This is a genomic window from Bacillus sp. FSL K6-2971 (assembly GCF_038006405.1).
GTDB classification, from domain to species: Bacteria; Bacillota; Bacilli; order Bacillales; family Bacillaceae; genus Bacillus; species Bacillus pumilus.
Map to the genome: position 1 here is coordinate 476,063 of NZ_JBBOVD010000001.1, position 19,283 is coordinate 495,345.

The 19,283-nt window shown below is 38.5% G+C and carries 15 protein-coding genes and 1 pseudogene; 7 read left to right on the plus strand and 9 right to left on the minus strand.

Annotation, left to right across the window (positions count from 1 at the left end):
- Positions 1–73: 73 nt before the first annotated feature.
- Entirely contained in the window at positions 74–280 is a 207-nt protein-coding gene (locus MHI33_RS02410; protein ID WP_268507463.1) for a hypothetical protein, read from the minus strand.
- A gap of 83 nt (positions 281–363) precedes the next feature.
- Complete coding sequence (locus tag MHI33_RS02415) at positions 364–1,008, minus strand: YczE/YyaS/YitT family protein (RefSeq protein ID WP_044140485.1); 645 nt, start codon at positions 1,006–1,008, stop codon at positions 364–366.
- Between the two features lie 544 nt (positions 1,009–1,552).
- Between MHI33_RS02415 and MHI33_RS02420 the strand changes: the two genes are divergently transcribed.
- From MHI33_RS02420 to MHI33_RS02430, 3 genes are all read left to right on the plus strand, one after another.
- Positions 1,553–5,611 (plus strand): isopeptide-forming domain-containing fimbrial protein, encoded by a 4,059-nt coding sequence (locus MHI33_RS02420; RefSeq protein WP_340908829.1) that lies wholly within the window; start codon positions 1,553–1,555, stop codon positions 5,609–5,611.
- Positions 5,612–5,617: 6 nt separating this feature from the next.
- On the plus strand, positions 5,618–6,178 hold the full coding sequence (locus MHI33_RS02425; protein ID WP_340913760.1) for a class D sortase: 561 nt from the start codon (positions 5,618–5,620) through the stop codon (positions 6,176–6,178).
- Positions 6,179–6,285: 107 nt separating this feature from the next.
- Positions 6,286–6,570, plus strand: coding sequence for an AbrB/MazE/SpoVT family DNA-binding domain-containing protein (locus MHI33_RS02430; protein WP_052465526.1), 285 nt, complete (start codon positions 6,286–6,288; stop codon positions 6,568–6,570).
- A 40-nt stretch (positions 6,571–6,610) separates the two neighbouring features.
- Here the strand turns inward: MHI33_RS02430 and MHI33_RS02435 are convergent, their stop codons facing one another.
- From MHI33_RS02435 to tcyA, 3 genes are read right to left on the minus strand one after another with little or no spacing between them, the layout of a single operon-like run.
- Positions 6,611–7,354 carry an amino acid ABC transporter ATP-binding protein gene (locus MHI33_RS02435; protein WP_034325164.1) on the minus strand — a complete coding sequence of 248 codons (744 nt, stop codon included), beginning with the start codon at positions 7,352–7,354 and terminating at the stop codon, positions 6,611–6,613.
- 12 nt (positions 7,355–7,366) lie between these two features.
- Positions 7,367–8,059: an amino acid ABC transporter permease gene (locus MHI33_RS02440; protein WP_217012765.1), complete on the minus strand. Its 693-nt coding sequence runs from the start codon at positions 8,057–8,059 to the stop codon at positions 7,367–7,369.
- Complete coding sequence (tcyA, locus tag MHI33_RS02445; RefSeq protein ID WP_340908836.1) at positions 8,046–8,870, minus strand: cystine ABC transporter substrate-binding lipoprotein TcyA; 825 nt, start codon at positions 8,868–8,870, stop codon at positions 8,046–8,048. The genes MHI33_RS02440 and tcyA overlap by 14 nt, the downstream gene beginning before the upstream one ends.
- Positions 8,871–9,195: 325 nt before the next feature.
- Here tcyA and MHI33_RS02450 point away from each other — a divergent pair, with 325 nt between their 5' ends.
- Positions 9,196–10,629, plus strand: a complete 1,434-nt coding sequence (locus MHI33_RS02450) for an amino acid permease (RefSeq protein WP_411814166.1) — start codon at positions 9,196–9,198, stop codon at positions 10,627–10,629.
- A gap of 144 nt (positions 10,630–10,773) precedes the next feature.
- On the opposite strand, the pseudogene MHI33_RS02455 reads toward MHI33_RS02450, so the two are convergent.
- The 4 genes and pseudogenes from MHI33_RS02455 to MHI33_RS02470 form a co-directional block, all read right to left on the minus strand.
- Positions 10,774–12,327: pseudogene (locus MHI33_RS02455) on the minus strand (MFS transporter).
- A gap of 84 nt (positions 12,328–12,411) precedes the next feature.
- Positions 12,412–13,266 (minus strand): SDR family oxidoreductase, encoded by an 855-nt coding sequence (locus MHI33_RS02460; RefSeq protein ID WP_106066488.1) that lies wholly within the window; start codon positions 13,264–13,266, stop codon positions 12,412–12,414.
- Positions 13,260–14,357 carry a mannonate dehydratase gene (uxuA, locus tag MHI33_RS02465; RefSeq protein ID WP_106066487.1) on the minus strand — a complete coding sequence of 366 codons (1,098 nt, stop codon included), beginning with the start codon at positions 14,355–14,357 and terminating at the stop codon, positions 13,260–13,262. Before uxuA ends, MHI33_RS02460 begins: the two co-directional genes overlap by 7 nt.
- A gap of 38 nt (positions 14,358–14,395) precedes the next feature.
- Entirely contained in the window at positions 14,396–15,073 is a 678-nt protein-coding gene (locus MHI33_RS02470; protein WP_113386708.1) for a GntR family transcriptional regulator, read from the minus strand.
- A 356-nt stretch (positions 15,074–15,429) separates the two neighbouring features.
- Here MHI33_RS02470 and MHI33_RS02475 point away from each other — a divergent pair, with 356 nt between their 5' ends.
- The 3 genes from MHI33_RS02475 (at position 15,430) to uxaC (ending at position 19,259) form a co-directional block, all read left to right on the plus strand.
- Positions 15,430–16,596, plus strand: a complete 1,167-nt coding sequence (locus MHI33_RS02475) for a Gfo/Idh/MocA family protein (RefSeq protein WP_217012728.1) — start codon at positions 15,430–15,432, stop codon at positions 16,594–16,596.
- Between the two features lie 58 nt (positions 16,597–16,654).
- The gene (locus MHI33_RS02480; protein ID WP_106066484.1) at positions 16,655–17,752 is read left to right on the plus strand and encodes a Gfo/Idh/MocA family protein; all 1,098 of its coding nucleotides are present in this window, start codon (positions 16,655–16,657) and stop codon (positions 17,750–17,752) included.
- Positions 17,753–17,834: 82 nt separating this feature from the next.
- Complete coding sequence (uxaC, locus tag MHI33_RS02485; RefSeq protein WP_340908848.1) at positions 17,835–19,259, plus strand: glucuronate isomerase; 1,425 nt, start codon at positions 17,835–17,837, stop codon at positions 19,257–19,259.
- Positions 19,260–19,283 lie beyond the last annotated feature (24 nt).

A 19,283-nucleotide genomic window follows, 5' to 3' on the forward strand; every position in this document is an offset into this window, starting at 1 on the left:
ACAATCAAAGCACAAAGTGACAGCAAGCCACGCTGCATTCTAAGCCTGTATGATCAGAAAGGACTTTTTTACTTTAACCGAATGTGATATTCATTTGTCCCTTTCTCATTTCGACGATTCGAAAGGTCGGCTGCTCTTCTCTAACATCATCCCATATGAGCGGCGGATGAAAGGAGCCATCCTTTGTGAAACGCGCCTTTACTTCAAAGCCTAACAAGCGATACGTCTGCTCGGTCTCTTCAACAAATGGTGTCCAGTAATGATAGTGGAAAAGCTGCATGAGGTCTCATCTCCAATAATAGAATATTCCGTTTATTATTTTCAACACAAGAAAAGCCATTCTTTTCGTAGAATGGCTTGTTCTTATCGGATAAGCGTCTGAACAGGTTTCTCTGCTGTTTTTGTAATAAGCAGCTGCAAGAGCCGTGTCGATTGCGGCAAGGAGAATCGAAGGACGAGACCTGTGAAAATAGCCGTCAGAATCGTGCCAACGCCAATCGGCCCGCCGAGCATCCATGCAAATAAAAGCACTGTTAACTCAATGCCATTTCGCACCCACTGCACGTTCAACCCTGTTTTCGCTGAGATGAGCAGCATTAGTGAATCCCTTGGCCCAGCGCCAAGATTTGCTGAGACATAAATGCCTACACCATAACCTGAAACCACAACGCCCGTAATAAACACATATAAAGCGGGTAAATACCCATGTGGTGCAGGCAATACCGCATTAAAGAAATCTATAAACATGCCAATCAGCACCATGTTCAGTAATGCGCCGATCTTTGGAAATGATTTCGTAAAAACAGATGTTAGTGTCACAATCAGTGCACCAATAATGATGGACCATTGTCCAATCGTAAGTCCAAAATGCTGAAACAGTCCGTAGTGGAAAGCGTCCCAAGGACCAATCCCAAGAATCTTTCCTTTCACTGTCAGCGATAGTCCAAAAGCTAATACGATTAATCCAACAAAATAAAAAAACCAACGTAAAAGATGTTCCCGCTTCAAAAGCTTTCCCTTCTTTCTTAAACACTCGAATTCAATCGTAACATACTCCCACGCCCCTTTAAATGGCTTTGCTCAATTGTAATCGCTTACTTATAAAAAGAATTTTTTCGCATCGTAAAAGTCAAAACATCAAAACAAGCAGCAAGACTTTCGGCTTGTTTTTTTTAACAAAGCGAACCAATCATTCCCTTTTTTTAATAAAAAAAGAAAAAAATTCAATATATATTAACAAAAAATTAATCGTCACCCAATAAAAGAATATTTATCTTTAAATAGAAAGGATTGTATGTGATTCGCATCATAAGACCTGTTTGTAAAGATAGATAGATGATGAAATTTGAGATGGAAAAAGGTTAATTTATTGGAAAGACATAAGCGAATCAATCGTTGAGAGGTATATAGTTCTAAATGTCTATTTTTGTCGAAAATAGTCATTTAGTCATGTTGAGGCTTTTGAAATATTATTGATATTCTTTACCAAAGTGTGGGAGGTGAACTGGTACATACCATTATGATCTGAAGCATGGAAAGGGGATGTCAAAAAATGAACATATTAAAAAGAACGAGTCAATTATTTCTTATATTGGTGCTGATTGCTGGAAATTTATTAACAGTCTCACCAGCTGTTACGAAAGCCGCTGGAACGGTGGTTGTCAATAATACAGATTCCTACATGATTGGCCAAAGTGGCCAAGGTCTTCCAATGACCCTTTATCAGCTTGATGGGAATAATCCAACCAGCGTAAAGGCTAGTGTGCCGGTGAAGGGGATTCCGAGCACTTTAGTCAACGGTGTTGCAGTTAATGATCAGCAAAATTTTGTGTATGCAACGACGACAGCAACTGGAGAACCTGTTCTTTATAAAATAGATCCGACGACAGGACAAGCTCAGAGTGTAGGCGTATTAGCTGGAGGTTCGTATGCTGCGTCGAATGCTGTCATCTACAAAGGTAAATATTTACATTCTTATGCTTCGGGTGGTGAATACTTCCTTGGATCATACGATTTAACGACCGGTCAAAAAACGTCTAAAAAAATTGTCGGCTATGACATCGGCTCTGGCGTTGGCGGAGACCTTGTAGTCGATAAGGATGGCTATCTTTGGTTCGCATCAAATGGAAGTGGCGCCATTGCACAAATGAATCCTGATACAGCTGAAGTAATTCGAGTGATTCCAATCACAAATGCAGATGGTAAACCTATTGAGGGAGGCGTACGAGGAATTAGCTTTTTGCCAAATGGACAAATGCTATTACAATCAGGTAAAGATGCATCTATAGGCCATTCTACTCTTTTTACACTTGATGCAAAATCATTAAGTACAAAATATATTGGCATTGCAGGTAATTCATTATCTTACGACTTAGCATCACGGGTAAAGCCAGAATTTGATCCATTCCCACCTAACCTTGAATCAGAAAAGTCTGTTACTTTACAGAAAAAAGCAGAAGGAAACACTGATGAGAAGCATCCAGAAGTAGGAGACACGTTGCTTTATACAATTAGAGCCAAAAATACGGTGCAATTCGGCATTCTTAAAAATCTGATCATATCAGATAACCTTCCGAGCAGCTTAGCCTATATTCCAGGCTCACTTAAGGTGGATGGCGCAGGCGTAACAGATGCAAAGGATCAAGACAAAGGTGATTATACAAACGGCACTGTTACAGGTCAAATAGGTGATGTGAAAGATACCGATTGGCACACTGTGACATTTGAAGCGAAAGTAGCAAAAGGTCAAGCTGGCAAAGATATTCAAAATACAGCAAATGTCAAAGGGGAAAACACACCGCCAGACAAACCAACAACAAACATAGAAATTTATCCTCGTGATCCAAAGCTTGAATCAGAAAAATCAGCGGTCTTACAGAAAAAAGCAGATGGTAATACAGATGAGAAGCACCCAGAAGTAGGCGACACATTGCTGTATACCATTCAAGCCCGTAACACTGTTGAAGACAGCTTCATTGAAGATCTTGTGATTTCTGACAAGTTACCTCAAGGGTTATCATATGTACCAAATTCACTTCAGGTAGATGGAAATCCAGTCACAGATGCAAAAGATGATGATAACGGTGATATGACAGACGGAACTGTCACTGGAACGTTCGGTGACGTGAAAGATGCGAAATGGCATACCGTGACATTTGAAGTCACAGTTGAAAAAGGTCAGGCAGGCAAAGACATTCAAAATACAGCCAATGTCACAAGCGGCAACACACCGCCAGACGAGCCGACAACGAATGTAGAAATCTATCCTCGTGACCCGAAGCTGACTTCTGAAAAATCAGCCGTCTTGCAGAAAAAAGCAGATGGTAATACAGATGAGAAGCATCCAGAGGTCGGTGATACACTTCTTTATACGATTAAAACAAAGAATACGATAGAAGACAGTCTCGTTAAAAACTTAGTGATCTCAGATGAACTGCCAGAAGGATTAGCATATGTGCCGAATTCACTTGAGGTAGACGGACAAGCGGTGACAGATGAGCAAGATCAAGACAATGGGGATGTCACAAACAGAACCGTATCAGGACAATTCGGTGACATTCAGGATACAGATTGGCATACCGTGACGTTTGAAGTGACGGTTGAAAAAGGACAGTCTGGTAAAGACATTCAAAATACAGCGAGTGTCACAGGTGAAAATACACCACCAGACGATCCAACAACAAAAACAGAAATCTATCCGCGTGATCCAAAGCTTGAATCAGAAAAATCAGCCGTCTTGCAGAAAAAAGCAGAAGGTAACAAAGATGAGAAGCATCCAGAAGTAGGCGATACCCTGCTTTATACGATTAAAACAAAAAACACGATAGAAGACAGCCTTATTGAAAATCTAGTCATCTCAGATCAATTGCCAAAAGGGCTGGAGTATGTTGCTGGGTCTCTTGAAATTGATGGAGAATCCGTCACAGATGTGAAAGACGACGATAGCGGTGACTACACAGATGGAAAGGTCACGGGTTATTTTGGTGATGTGAAGGACACGGACTGGCATACCGTAACGTTTGAAGTCACAGTTGAAAAGGGACAGTCTGGTCAAGACATTCAAAACACAGCCGAAGTAACAGGTGAAAACACGCCGCCAGATGATCCAACTACGAAAACAGAAATTTACCCACGTGAACCAAAACTATCATCAGAAAAGGCAGCGAGCATTCAGAAAAAAGCAGAAGGAAACACAGATGAAAAGACACCACAGGTAGGAGATACCCTTCTTTATACGATCAAAACAAAGAATCTTGAAGAAGACAGCATCGTCAAAGATTTAGTCATTGCAGATCAACTGCCAGAAGGTCTTGAATATGTCGAAGGATCATTAAAAGTAGATGGACAAGGTGTCACAGATGCAAAAGATGATGACAACGGAGACTACACAAAAGGCACAGTAACCGGTCAATTTGGTGATATCAAAGACACGGACTGGCATACGGTTACTTTTGAAGCGAAGGTCGCTAAAGGCCAAGCGGATAAAAGCATTCAAAACACAGCGAAAGTAACAGGCGAAAACACACCACCAGATGAGCCGACAACCGAAACAAAAATTGATCCAAGAGATCCAAAGCTTGAATCGGAAAAAACATCTGAGATCTCTCAAAAAGCAGAAGGAAATAAAGATGAAAAACAAGTTCAGGTAGGCGACACCCTTCTTTACACCATCAAAACAAAAAATAGTGTAGAAGACAGTGTTATTAAAGATTTAGTGATCGCAGATCAACTGCCAGAAGGTCTTGAATATGTCGAAGGATCATTAAAAATAGATGGACAAGGTGTCACAGATGCAAAAGATGACGACAACGGAGACTACACAAAAGGCACAGTGACCGGTCAATTTGGCGATATCAAAGACACGGACTGGCATACGATTACTTTTGAAGCGAAGATCGCTAAAGGCCAATCAGGTAAAAGTATTCAAAACACAGCGAAAGTAACAGGCGAAAACACACCGCCAGATGAGCCGACAACCGAAACAAAAATTGATCCAAGAGATCCAAAGCTTGAATCAGAAAAAACATCTGAGATCTCTCAAAAAGCAAAAGGTAATACAAATGAAAAACAAGTTCAGGTAGGTGACACTCTCCTTTACACCATCAAAACAAAAAATAGTGTAGAAGACAGTATCATCAAAGATTTAGTGATCGCAGATCAACTGCCAGAAGGTCTTGAATATGTCGAAGGATCATTAAAAGTAGATGACCAAGCCGTCACAGATGCAAAAGATGACGACAACGGAGACTACACAAAAGGCACAGTAACCGGTCAATTTGGCGATATCAAAGATACGGACTGGCATACGATTACTTTTGAAGCGAAGGTCGCTAAAGGATATGAAGGTAAAACCATTCAAAATATCGCAGTTGTGAAGGGTGAGAATGTTGACGAACCAGACAAACCTGAAAACTCCACAACGGTAGAACCGCCGCATGTGCCAGAGGTGCCTGAACATCCAGAGCAGCCTTCTGGGTCAAACCCGGACACACCCGGACATCACCTGCCGAATACAGCAACAGCGATGTACAACCTTTTACTAGCAGGATTTGCACTTGTGCTAATAGGTGCATCCCTTATTGTATGGAAAAGAAGAAAAAGAAACGAATAATTGTTCATGTTTCAAAAAATCATCTCAACGCTATTGATTTCAGCAGGTATTTGTCTTGTGATTATAGGATATATGAGGATTGTTGATGGGCAAAGGCAAGTAGATCAATCTTTCCAGTCTGCACAAGCAGCCATCCAGCAAAAGGGGCAAACAGATTCCCCTTTTGTCCCGAAGGCTGGTGAAACCATTGGGCTCTTGCACATTCCAAAGTTAAATGCTGAGTTACCAATTGTAGAAGGAACAGAAGCGGAGGATTTAGCAAAGGGCGTTGGTCATTATCACGAAAGCTATTTACCTAATGAACAAGGACAAATCGTTTTATCTGGGCATCGTGATACTGTGTTTAGACGAACAGGAGAACTGGTGAAAGGGGATCAACTCGTCATTGAAGTTTCATATGGACGCTTTACCTATGAAATTGAGAAAACAAAGATTGTAAAAAAAGATGATCAAAGTATTATTACATTGCAAAAGGAAAAGGAAGAACTTATCCTCACCACATGTTATCCTTTTTCTTTCATTGGTCCTGCACCAAACAGATATATCATATATGGGAAGCGTGTTTAGCCACTGGATCAGCCTGCAACTTATCCTTTCACTAACCGATTAGAGCGCTTCATTCCTTGATAAAAAGGGAATCGCCTATATCTATAGAGATGCAGGAGGGGGTCAATTTGTTAAATCAAGACTATGTAAGATATATAGATAACTTTGGAAGAATTGTTCTTCCGACAGATATAAGAAAACGGTTGAAAATTCATCCTCGCGATTTTATGGAGATTTATCGAGAAGAAGACCAAATTGTCATGAAGCCGTATTGGCAGGACAAACCTTGTGTCGTCACAGGGGAAGTAACAGGCTCCAACAAAGTGCTATCGGGTGGAGTCGTTATCAGTCCAGAGGGAGCGAGATTGCTCTTGCAAGATTTACTGGCGCTTCGTCTGCAAAAAGAAATATGAAAAAAGGCTGTTCTCATCACGTGAGAACAGCCTTTTTTCATCATACTGGATTCAAAATCCGGTTTAAGAATTGTTTTGTTCGTTCTTCCTTCGGTCGTTTGAAGATTTCTTCGGGAGGACCTTGTTCGACGATGACGCCGCCATCAATAAAAATCACTTCGTCCGCCACTTCTTGGGCAAACTTGATTTCATGTGTGACAACTGCCATCGTCCAGCCTTCTTTCGCTAAATCCTTCATGACCTTTAAGACTTCCCCGACAAGCTCAGGGTCAAGTGCAGAGGTGGGCTCATCAAAAAGCATGAGCTCTGGCTGAATGGCAAGTGCACGGGCAATCCCGACACGCTGCTTTTGGCCGCCTGAAAGCTGGAATGGATACAGATCCTTTTTATCTTCCAGACCGACCTTTTGCAAGAGCTGGATGGCTTCTTTTCGAACTGTTTCCTTTGGACGGCGCTGCACTTGGACAGGACCTTCCATCACATTTTCAAGCACAGTGCGGTGTGGAAACAGGTGATAATCTTGAAACACCATTCCCGATTTCCGGCGTAGCTTTAGCAGATCAGCTGATTTATTCTTTTTCGAAAAATCAATCGAGAAATCATCGAAGGTTAAGGAGCCGCCATTTGGTGTTTCAAGTGCATTTAAACAGCGAAGCATCGTTGTTTTTCCTGAACCTGATGGGCCAAGGATGGCGATAACCTGCCCTTTGTTGATCGTAAAATCTATTGACTTTAAAATCTCATTTTCACCGAAGGATTTCTTTAAGCCTTTGACTGTTAGCATGTCGTTTCCTCCTTACCTTGCGACATATCGATCAAGTCGTTTTTCAATTTGGTGCTGAACGAGCGATAGAATGAAGCAGAATACCCAATAGATTAGGGCTGCTTCCATATAAATGAACAAGATCTGATCTAAGTTCGCCGCAGCAATTTCCTGAGACTTACGGAAAAGCTCTGCTACGAGGATTTGGGAGGCAAGAGATGTATCCTTCACCAAACTAATGAATGAATTAGATAGCGGCGGAATCGAAACACGTACTGCCTGCGGTAAAATCACGCGGACAAGCGTTTTACGATGCGTCATCCCAATTGAATAACCAGCTTCCCATTGTCCTTTAGGAACAGATAGGACGGATGCACGGATAATTTCAGACGCATACGCACCTACGTTTAATGAAAAAGCGATAATGGCACTTGGATATGGATCCAGTGTGATATTAAATGTCGGAAAGAAATAGAAAATAATAAACAATTGCACAAAAAGCGGCGTTCCACGAACGGCCGACACATAGATGGAAAAAATCCATCTGAGGGCTTTGATTTTAGACATTCTAGCAAGAGCTGTCACAAGCGCGATAAAAATACCAATAATAAAGGCAATGATGGCGAGGGGGATTGTATAATAAATCCCCTGCATCACCATTGGCCAAAAAGATTGCTGAAGAAGATCCCAAGGAATGACGACTCCTAGGGTACTACTTTGTAACATCTTCACCAAACCATTTAAACCATTTCTTAGAAATCTTAGCAAGTGTACCGTCTTTTTTCATTTCTTTTAATGCGCCATTCACTTTGTCAACGACTTCGCCGCTGCCTTTTCTGAATGCAAAGTAAGTTTCTTGAGGATCTCCTGTTTCAAATGCAACTTTTAGGTTTTTGTTCCCGCTTGTTTTCAAGTAATTCAATACAGCCAGCTTGTCATTGAACGTCAGATCAGCACGTCCTTGCTGAATCAATTGAATCGATTGTGCAAGACCTTCAACGCCTTCAATTTTAGCGCCAGCATCTGTAGCTAGTTTATTGTAGTTACTTGTTAATGATTGTGCTGCTTTTTTGCCTTTTACATCAGATAGTTTCTTGATGTCGTTGTTATCTGATTTTGTCACAACAATGGCTTGAGACGTTGTGTATTTATCAGAGAACTCGTATTGATTTTCACGTCCAGTTTTACCAACTTGGTTCGCTACCACGTCAAAACGTTTTGAATTCAGTCCAGCAAACATGCTGTCCCATTGTGTTTCTTTGAATTCGGGTTTTAAGTCAAGACGTTTTGCTACTTCTGTGATGACTTCGACATCGTAGCCAGTTAATTTATCTGTCTTTTTGTCATGGAATGTGAAAGGAGCATAAGTACCCTCTGTTCCGATCGTCAGAACACCTTTATCCTGAATGGATTTCCAAAGGTCACCTGATTCCTTAGACCCAGATTGTTTATTCGCGTTGTCGCTTGCACCAGATCCACATGCCGTGATCAATGCAACACAAGCGCCTAACATAATGGCAAAGAACATTTTTTTCATTTTATTCCCCACTTTTCTTGTTGGTATTTACAACATATGATCTTACAGAGAAGCAACCTAAAAGTAAAGCATTTGAAACTAGCTTGAGCGAATCTCACCAACTTTATGCCCGCAACCCGTTTCTTTCAAACCTCTCACGTCTACAAAGCCTTTCATCTTTTATTTGTGCGAACATTATTAAAATAAAGACTTTGAGACAGTGACTATAGAAGGAAGCATATTTATTATAAAAGATGTATAATTAGTAGGTTGTTTTGAAAATGGAATGAATCACATGGAGACATGTTTTGATAAGTTATCATCTTAGAAGAAGGAGGGCATCATTGTGGATGTTGGACAAAATCAGCCCGAGCAATTGAAAAGGGCGATGACCTCCCGTCATTTATTTATGATTTCACTTGGCGGTGTCATTGGGACAGGCTTTTTCTTGGGAACGGGCTATACGATTGGACAAGCAGGGCCAGTTGGAGCCGTTCTTTCTTATATTGTGGGCGGATTGATTATGTATTTAACCATGCTGTGTCTTGGAGAGCTGTCGGTTGCACTTCCTGTGTCCGGGTCGTTTCATACGTATGCGACGAAATTTGTCAGCCCTGCATCGGGTTTTGCGGTCGGCTGGATTTATTGGCTTGGCTGGGCAGCAACGGTCGCCCTTGAATTTTTATCAGCAGGACAGCTGATGAGGCGCTGGCTCCCGCAAGTGGATGTGTGGATTTGGTGTCTCATATTTGGACTGTGTCTTTTCTTATTAAATGCCCGGTCGGCGAAAGCGTTCGGGGAGTCGGAGTTTTTCTTTTCAACCATTAAGATCATTGCGATTTTACTCTTTATAGGTGTAGGCGGAGCGGCGATGTTTGGTTTTATTGAAACAACGAGCGGTGAACCTGCTCCTTACTTCAGTCATTTTGTGAGTGATGGGCTGTTTCCAAATGGATTGCTCGCCGTTGTGGTCACGATGATTACCGTGAACTTTTCATTCCAAGGAACAGAGCTGATCGGGATTGCGGCAGGAGAAAGTGAAAACCCTGAGAAAACCGTTCCTCGCTCCATTCATCAAACTGTTTGGCGTACACTCGTCTTTTTCGTATTATCTATCTTTGTCTTAGCAGGTATGGTGCCTTGGAAGGAAGCGAGTGTGCTGCAAAGTCCGTTTGTTACTGTATTTGAGAGAACGGGCATTCCTTTTGCGGCAGATATCATGAACTTTGTCATTATCATCGCTTTATTATCTGTTGCCAACTCTGGCTTGTATGCATCGACGAGAATGCTCTATTCCTTATCGAAAGAAGGAATGGCAGGAAAAGCATTTAGACGCGTGAATCAGCGCGGTATTCCGATGAATGCCTTACTGCTCACATTCCTGTTTACAGGGATTTCGCTATTATCCGGTTTCTTTGCAGAGAAAACAGTTTTTGCCTGGATCGTGTCCATTGCCGGCATGAGTGCCCAGACTGGCTGGATCACCATTACATTATCACAGATGCTTTTCCGCAGAAGATATCTTAAAGCAGGCGGAAAGTTGGAAAACTTAAAATTTAAAACCCCTCTCTATCCGGTGCTGCCGATTATTGCGATTACTCTCAACACCGTTGTGTTGATCAGCCTTGCCTTTGATCAGGAGCAGCGCATCGGATTATATGTCGGCGTCCCTCTCATGATCATTGGGTATGTCGTCTATCACCGCTATGTGAAAAAGCATCAAGCGAAAAGTGAACCGCTTAAGCTGCAAATTCATGGAGATGATGAGATCCGGTTTTAAGATCAAAAAACACTAAATTTAAGATATTTAAAAACACCTCTGATATAAATCTGAAGGTGTTTTTTTCTTGAAGTGATTCTGGAACTGCTCATATCAATAGAAGTACTATTTAACTGAGCTGCAGTTCTCAACTAACAACAAAAGTTAGTTCATATCCTGCTGTTTAAAATCTTGTTGTTCAAAATTTTGGAGCTTATTCTGATATCCTACGTTATTATTACCCCAAAGGTTCTCGTAATCCCATCCTGTTAGCGCTTTCAAAACACTTCTTGTTTCATCATCAGCCTGTTCCATTGAACCATTATTCTTTAACCTATTAATTTCATTAATCATAATGGAATGAGTTTTCTTAGATAATTTAAATTTAAATGAAATAACTAAACTAATACCGACTAGCCCTACAGTTCCGAAAAACAGAATACCTACAATCCCATTTATTGCTGTAGTAGACTGTGTCGTCGCGCTTGCAACGAATCCACTTTCCTGTAAAATAACTCCTACCAAGAATGTGGCTAAAGCTGTAGTACTCTTGCGTGTAAAAGTCATGATACCTGCAAATATTCCTTCTCTTCTTTTACGAGTTACCATTTCATCTACATCAGGAATGAAAGTGTAAATATTCCATGGTATATAATATAATCCACTCTTTCCGATGCCTAAGATAACAGAGAAAGCATATAGCGCTATAATCATAAAAGTTGGTTGTGTGAAGTATAAAAATATATAACCGCTTATACATGTAATAATAGCAATATAAGATATTTTCAAAGATGGCGCAGGACCTATTTTAATCACGAGCCAACCAAACAATAATGTACATAACATTTGAAGTAATTAACCAATAGATAACAAATCTGATGCCAACACTGCATCTTTATTTAAAGAAAACACAATAAAGTAGACAAAGACAGCGTTTAAAATATCCATGGCAGTAAACGAACAAATATACATAGTGATGTGCTGACGGAAACTTCTAATTCTAAAAGTAGATGTTAAGTCAATGATGAATTTTTTTATGGATTCTATAGCAGGTACTTTTTCTACACCATAAGGTTCTATAATGTCTTCTTCTATTTTACGTTCCCATGTTGTTCTATGTGTAATTAATAATGCAGCCATAAAAATAAAGGTGAAGATAATCCCATTGTAAAGAAAAACTTGAGGTGAATCTTTTCCGAATATTTCGAATAATCTGCCTGGAATAAAGGTAGCTAAAAATGTTCCTAGTCCTGAATAGATTAATCTTATTGTTGAGAGCTTGGTCCGTGCATTAAAATCATTAGTCATTTCAGCTCCAAGTGTTTCAAATGGAATTAATACCATTGCTGCAAGGAATTCTAACAAAATATAAACCGTTAAATAGTACCAGTAATTCATATCAGAAATCCAAAGAAGAGAATAAATAACCATCAAAGGGCTTCCAACTAGTAAAAAGAACCTGCGTCTTCCAAATTTTTTCCCAAGTTTTGTACGACCAAAATTGTCAGTGATATGGCCCATAATTGGGCTTGCTATAGCATCAATAATACGAGCAATTGCAATAATAGATCCTGCTTCAACAGGGGTAAGACCACAGTATGTAATGAAAAAATATAACATCCATGCGCCTATTATAGCGAATGCTCCCCCTCCAAATAAATCCATTGTTCCATAACCAATATAATTTTTGAGTGTTAGTTTCCTGTTCTCAGTCTGCATTCTTATTTCTCCTTTCCAAGCCTACTTATAAATTTAAAAAAATATATAAAATAAAGATGTATGACAAGGAAAAAAATAAAAATATTAAACACCTGAATACGCCATAAAACCTCCATCAACAGGAATTGTCACTCCGGTAACAAATGCTGACATATGATCATCAACAAGCCATAATAGGGTACCAAGAAGATCTTCTGGCGTACCAAACCTTCTCATTGGTGTGTTCGAAATAATCTTATGAGACCTCTCTGTATAATCTCCTTCTTCATTTAAGAGAAGGTTTTTATTTTGTGAGGTTAAAAAGAAGCCCGGTGCAATAGCATTTACTCTAATTCCTGCCTCAGCCATATGAACAGCTAACCATTTGGTGAAATTTTCAATTGCTGCTTTTGCCGCGCTATAAGCAGGCACTTTGGTCATTGGAGAAGGGGCACTCATAGATGACATGTTGATGACAACTGCTCCCTTTTGATGAACCATATTTTTAGTGAAAATTTGTGTAGGAATGAAAGTCCCCATAAAATTTAAATCAAATACATTTTGCACACTATCTGTACTTAAATGAAAAAAAGTATTTATCTTAGGATTAGTAAGGTCTTCTGTTTGAAATATTTCGTTGGTTGTATTTGCACTGGAGTGGTTACCACCAGCTCCATTTATCAATATTGTACACATGCCTAATTCCTCTGTTACAATCTTCTCGGCTTGTTCAACACTATCTTTATTCAGAACATCACATTTAATCGCAATCGCTTTCCCGCCCATAAGGTTAATTTCTTCGGCTACCTTTTCACCCTTTTCGACTGTTCTATTTAAAATAGCCACAGACACGCCATGTCTAGCAAGTTCCTTTGCCATGGCGCTGCAAAGTACTCCACTTCCTCCTGTTATGGCAGCTACTTTACCAGCTAAATTTTTATTTTCTTGTATGTTTACCATGTAGCTTCCTCCTTTGCTTCTTTTAGTACAGAATGTTTATTTTTTAATGCATCCCAAGCTCCCCACAAATACATAATTCCAAGTGCTCTATCATAAAGACCATATCCAGGCCTACATTGTTCACCCCAAATGTGTCTTCCATGATCGGGTCTACAATAACCTTTGAATCCGCTTTCATAATAAGCATGTATAATGGCTGAAACATCTACTGATCCATCTTTTGATCGATGCGATGTTTCAACAAAGTCCCCGTTATCATATACACGTACATTTCTTATATGAGTAAATGGTATCCTATCAATAAATTCGTGAATCATAGAAACTAAATCATTTTCTAAGTTTGCTCCTAAAGATCCTGTACAGAGCGTTATACAATGATATTGGCTACTATTTAGTTGTAAAATTTTTCTGATGTTTTTTTGGTTAGTTACTATTCGCGGTAGACCAAAGACAGGCCAAGGTGGATCGTCAGGATGAATAGCCATTTTAATATCATGAAGTTCTGCAATTGGAATAACCTGATCTAAAAAATATTTCAAGTTGGCCCATAAATCATCTTCTGTTATATTTTTGTAGGCTTCAAAAAGTTGGTGGAGGTGATTTAACCGCTCTGGTTCCCAACCTGGCATGGTTAAACTGGAGTTCTCACTAATTTTATTTACTAAGTCTTTCGGATCAATATCTTTAATTCGACTATGTTCATAAAATAGAGCTGTAGAGCCATCAGGAAGTGTTTTATTTAAGTCTGTACGGATCCAATCAAATACAGGCATAAAGTTATAACATATGACTTTAACACCCACCTTTGCTAGCTTCTGAATTGTTTTCTTATAATTTTCTATGTATCGATCTCTAGTTGGAAGTCCGAGCTTAATGTCTTCATGAACATTCACGCTTTCAACCACTTCAATATGAAGGTTATGTTTATCAGCTAATTTTTTCATTTCTACAATTCTTTCTATTGGCCACTCTTCTCCTGCGGGCACATCATGCAGTGCCCAAACAATTCCTTCCACTCCTGGAATCTGGTTTATTTGTTCCAGTGTTATAGTGTCGTTTCCTTCTCCAAACCATCTAAATGTCATCCTCATCTACCATCACCCCTAAAAATATAAGTAACAACCTATTTTTATTTAAAATAATTTGGATATTCTTTCTTCAATAATTCTTTATCAACAAGTGCAATTTTCAAATGCTCTTCCATGATTTTTTCAGCTTTATCAGCATCTTGATCTTGTATAGCTTTGAAGATATTTACATGTTGAGAAAAAATATTATCCCAATTATAATCTGTTACTAGTCTTAACATGCGACTCCTATTAAAGTGTACATTCATCTGTTGAATAACTAACCATGTTTTTTCTTTTTTACACCGTTTGAAAATAGTTCTATGAAACTCCTCATCTAATTCAAACATTTTTTTATAGTCTTTTTTCTTAACGCAAATTTTTTGCATACTTAAATTCATATCTAAATCAATAATCAACTCTTCAGAAGGTTCCTGGCAGGCTAGTCTAATTACTGCCTTCTCGAGATGTTCTCGCATAAACCGTGCTTCCTCCACAAGGTTCAAATCAATTAAAGAAACAAATGTACCTCGTTGAGGATAGATACTTAATAATCCTTCTTGAGATAATTTTAAAAAGCTTTCTCTTACAGGAGTTCGACTAACATTAAATTGAACGGATATTTCTTTTTCAGAAATATTTGTCCCAGGTGGAAGCTTCAGGCTTAATATTTGATCTTTTAGCATATTGTAAACTTGTTCCCTCGTAGAGAGGTTTTGGTTTTTAAAATCGATATTCATTATTCTAATCTCCTTTCTCTAACATACTACCATACAAGTGCATTAGAATGGTAGACACTAATTTAATTTTTCTGATTATTTGTCCTGTGAGTATTTATAACTCTTGATGATTCCAACTATGTAAGCCATGATCAATAATAAAAGTGTGGGAGATTAAAAAGAAAATTCAAAAAACTATACAAAATTCAAAAAGATTGAGTTATAATGTTTTTGATCTACCATACTAGTATAACTAGAATATTAATAAAACGAACGGTACTCTGATCTATCAGTTAGGTGAATCATTAAGTTTTTTGAAAGCGCTATCTCATTATTAGAAGTGAAAATTTATCTTCTTGCAGAAGGGAAAGATTGATATGTCCAACATCGCAATTATAGGAACTGGATCTATTGCAACTGCCCATATTGAGGCTTATCTTGCAATGCATGAAGTCAGTAAAATTGTAGCTTTAGCTGATATTTATCCTGAAAAAGCAATGTCTGCAGCAACAAAATATAACCTAGAAGCACGAGTTGTCGCTAACTACCAAGAGTTATTGAATGATCCTACTATTGATGCCGTTTCCATTTGTACACCTCCTTATATGCACGCAACCATTGCTATCGATTTTCTTAAAGCAGGCAAACATGTCTTAGTAGAAAAACCTATGGCTTCTTCTCTAAAAGAATGTGACGAAATGATAAAAGCATCTATTGAAAGCCAGAAGCTTTTATCCGTTGTTGCTCAAAACAGGTTTATGACTCCCATTATGAGATTAAAACATGTCCTTGATCAAAACCTAATTGGAAAAATCGCTCATACTCAAGTGGATTCTTTTTGGTGGCGTGGTCATAGTTATTATGATTTATGGTGGCGCGGTACATGGGAAAAAGAAGGTGGAGGTTGTACACTTAATCATGCTGTCCATCATATTGATATGTTGCAATGGATGTTAGGATTGCCGACTGACATTTTTGCAGCAACTAGTAATACCCTGCATGATAATGCAGAGGTTGAAGACCTTTCTATTGCTGTACTTCGCTATGGAAATGGTAGCTTAGCACAAGTAACCAGTTCTGTTGTCCATCATGGAGAAGAACAACAACTGATTTTTCAAGGTGAAAAAGCTAGAGTATCTGTCCCGTGGAAAGTAAATGCTCAAATAGCTAAAGAAAATGGGTTTCCTCAAGAGAAAAATGATGAGGATTTAGAAAATCGTATTCAGGAAGCTTTTAATCAATATCCGGAATTACTATTTGAAGGGCATAAAGGACAAATAAATAATTTTTTAATGGCTATCAAGGGTAACCAGAAGCTTCTGATTGATGGAACAGAAGGAAGAAATACACTAGAACTTATTACAGCCATCTATAAATCTGAAAACCTAGGTGTTAATGTGAAGCTTCCACTTTTAGCAGACGATCCTTTTTACACACGTGAAGGCATGCTCGCGAACGTTAAGCATTTTTATGAAAAACAAAGCAGTGTAGAAAATTTTTCAGACGATACGATAACCGTTGGAGGAAATTACGAGAAACTATGAGTCTAACGTTATTAAATTATTAAAAATAAACTGGAAGCTAGCTAGAGGAGGAACAATCATGCAGAAAAGTGATGGAATGAATTATGCTCCTAAGGGAAAAAGTGCCCCTGTCGTTACAGAAGGACAATTCGTAATAGCAGCTATAGGTCTTGATCATGGACACATCTATGCAATGTGCAATGGATTAACCGAGGCTGGGGCTACATTAAAATGGGTTTATGATAATGATCAGAAAAAAGTACAAGAATTTTGTAAAGCATATCCGGAGGTACAGGTAGCCAAAAGTGAGAAAGAAATTCTCGAAGATCCAGATGTAAGGCTCGTGGCAGGCGCAGCCATTACATCTAAACGCTGTGATTTAGGACTGCGTGTTTTAGATCGTGGTAAGCATTACTTTACGGATAAATCACCATTTACAACGTTAGAACAATTGGAGCTTGCTCGCAAAAAAACAGCTGAAACGGGGCTTAAATGGGCTGTTTATTATAGTGAACGTTTGCACGTGGAGAGTGCCGTATTTGCTGGTCAATTGATTGAACAAGGAGCAATTGGAAAAGTGGTACAAGTTCTTGGAACTGGCCCACATCGTAGTAATGTAGAAAGCAGACCAAGCTGGTTTTTTGAAAAGGAGTATTACGGAGGTATTCTATGTGATATTGGTAGTCACCAAATTGAACAATTCCTTTACTATTCTGGCGCAAAAGATGCAAAAGTTGTACATAGTAAAGTGGGCAATTACAAACATCATCAATATCCAGAATTGGAAGACTTCGGCGATGCTACTTTGATTGCTGATAATGGGGCTACAAACTACTTTAGAGTAGACTGGCTGACTCCTGATGGCCTTAGCACTTGGGGGGATGGGCGCACATTCATTCTTGGAACAGATGGGTATATTGAAATTCGCAAATACGTAGACATAGCAAGGGATAAAATAGGAGACCATTTATACTTAGTAAATCAACATACAGAGCAACATTTTTCTCTAAATGGAGAAGTAGGATTCCCTTACTTTAGTGAACTTATTTTAGATTGTTTAAACGATACTGAAAATGCTATGACTCAAGAACATACTTTTAAAGCCGCAGAACTATGCTTAATTGCACAACGAGACGCAATCTACGTAAATACGGAGTTTGAATTAAGTAAGATCTAAAAAAGTGAGGTGTTATTTTTGTTAATAACACCTTATTTCATTTAATTGAGATTTTCTAAACATAAGTATAGAGGTGACTATATTGTCTACATTCCTAAGCGAAGATATGATGCTTAATCACGAAAGTTCAAAAGTTCTTTATCATGATTACGCGAAAAATATGCCAATCTATGATTTTCATACGCATTTAATGGCTGATGACATTGCTATTAACAAAAAATATGAAAATATGACTGATATTTGGCTTAATGGAGATCACTATAAATGGAGGGCTATGCGATGGTTAGGCGTAGAAGAAAGATTTATCACGGGGAATGCAAGTGACAAGGAAAAATTCTTAGCTTGGGCCCAAACTGTTCCATATACAATAGGAAACCCTCTTTATCATTGGTCACATTTAGAATTAAGTCGTTATTTCAATATAAATGAGTTGTTCTCAGAAAAAAATGCACATAAAGTTTGGGATATCTGTAATGAGAGATTAAATGAAAGTAACATGTCCACAAATGGAATTTTAGAAAAATTTAATGTGAAAGTTGTATGTACTACTGATAATCCAATCGATACTTTAGAAATTCATCAAATCATACGTAAAGATGTAGGAATTACAACTAGGGTCCTACCTACATTTAGACCGGATCATGCTTTAAATATTGAACAATCAAATTTTGTGAATTATATAGAAAAATTAGGTGAGTCAATCAACGGCGTTGTTTTAACATATGAAAACTTTATCGCTTCATTACATTCACGAATTGATTATTTTCACGCGAATGGATGCAGAATTTCTGATCATGGTTTTGAAATATTTCCATTTTCACCAGCTACTGAACAAGAAGTGTCTTCTATATTTGTACGTGCGCTGCAAGGAAAAACACTATCCCAAGAGGATATAAATAAATTTAAAACAAACACTCTTATTCACCTGAGTAAAAAATATCATTCTCTTCATTGGACCATGCAATTACACATAGGTGCTTTAAGGAATAATAACACACGAATGTTCAAGTTAACGGGAAAAGATAGTGGGTACGACTCTATGTCTGACTTCCACCTAGCAAGACATTTAAATGGTTTTTTGAATGACTTAGACAAAGATAACCTTTTACCTAAAACCATTATCTATAATTTAAATCCCGTTCATAATGCTATTGTGGCCTCTACTATAGGGAATTTTCAGTCTTCTGATACCAGAGCAAAAATTCAATTTGGATCCGGGTGGTGGTTTAATGATCAAAAAGACGGCATGCTAGATCAAATGAAAACATTATCTAATATAGGTTTGCTTAGCACTTTCGTAGGTATGCTTACAGACTCAAGAAGCTTTTTATCGTTCCCTCGCCATGAATATTTCAGAAGAATTTTATGTAATTTATTTGGGACTTGGATAGAAAATGGTGAGCTTCCAAGGGATTACGAATTTATAGGAAAAATAGTCAAAGATATTTGTTATAACAATGCCGTGAATTATTTTAACATTGAAATAAATGAGAGACAGTACCAATGAAAACGAATTAATAATACAGTAAGA

What these genes read in the sequence shown, in the direction of transcription:
- MHI33_RS02410 (WP_268507463.1), bottom strand. Translation starts at nt 280, where the DNA reads ATGCAGCTTTTCCACTATCATTACTGGACACCATTTGTTGAAGAGACC.
- MHI33_RS02420 (WP_340908829.1), top strand. Translation starts at nt 1,553, where the DNA reads ATGAACATATTAAAAAGAACGAGTCAATTATTTCTTATATTGGTGCTG.
- MHI33_RS02425 (WP_340913760.1), top strand. Translation starts at nt 5,618, where the DNA reads ATGTTTCAAAAAATCATCTCAACGCTATTGATTTCAGCAGGTATTTGT.
- MHI33_RS02435 (WP_034325164.1), bottom strand. Translation starts at nt 7,354, where the DNA reads ATGCTAACAGTCAAAGGCTTAAAGAAATCCTTCGGTGAAAATGAGATT.
- MHI33_RS02440 (WP_217012765.1), bottom strand. Translation starts at nt 8,059, where the DNA reads ATGTTACAAAGTAGTACCCTAGGAGTCGTCATTCCTTGGGATCTTCTT.
- tcyA (WP_340908836.1), bottom strand. Translation starts at nt 8,870, where the DNA reads ATGAAAAAAATGTTCTTTGCCATTATGTTAGGCGCTTGTGTTGCATTG.
- MHI33_RS02460 (WP_106066488.1), bottom strand. Translation starts at nt 13,266, where the DNA reads ATGGTAAACATACAAGAAAATAAAAATTTAGCTGGTAAAGTAGCTGCC.
- uxuA (WP_106066487.1), bottom strand. Translation starts at nt 14,357, where the DNA reads ATGAGGATGACATTTAGATGGTTTGGAGAAGGAAACGACACTATAACA.
- MHI33_RS02470 (WP_113386708.1), bottom strand. Translation starts at nt 15,073, where the DNA reads ATGAATATCGATTTTAAAAACCAAAACCTCTCTACGAGGGAACAAGTT.
- MHI33_RS02475 (WP_217012728.1), top strand. Translation starts at nt 15,430, where the DNA reads ATGTCCAACATCGCAATTATAGGAACTGGATCTATTGCAACTGCCCAT.
- MHI33_RS02480 (WP_106066484.1), top strand. Translation starts at nt 16,655, where the DNA reads ATGCAGAAAAGTGATGGAATGAATTATGCTCCTAAGGGAAAAAGTGCC.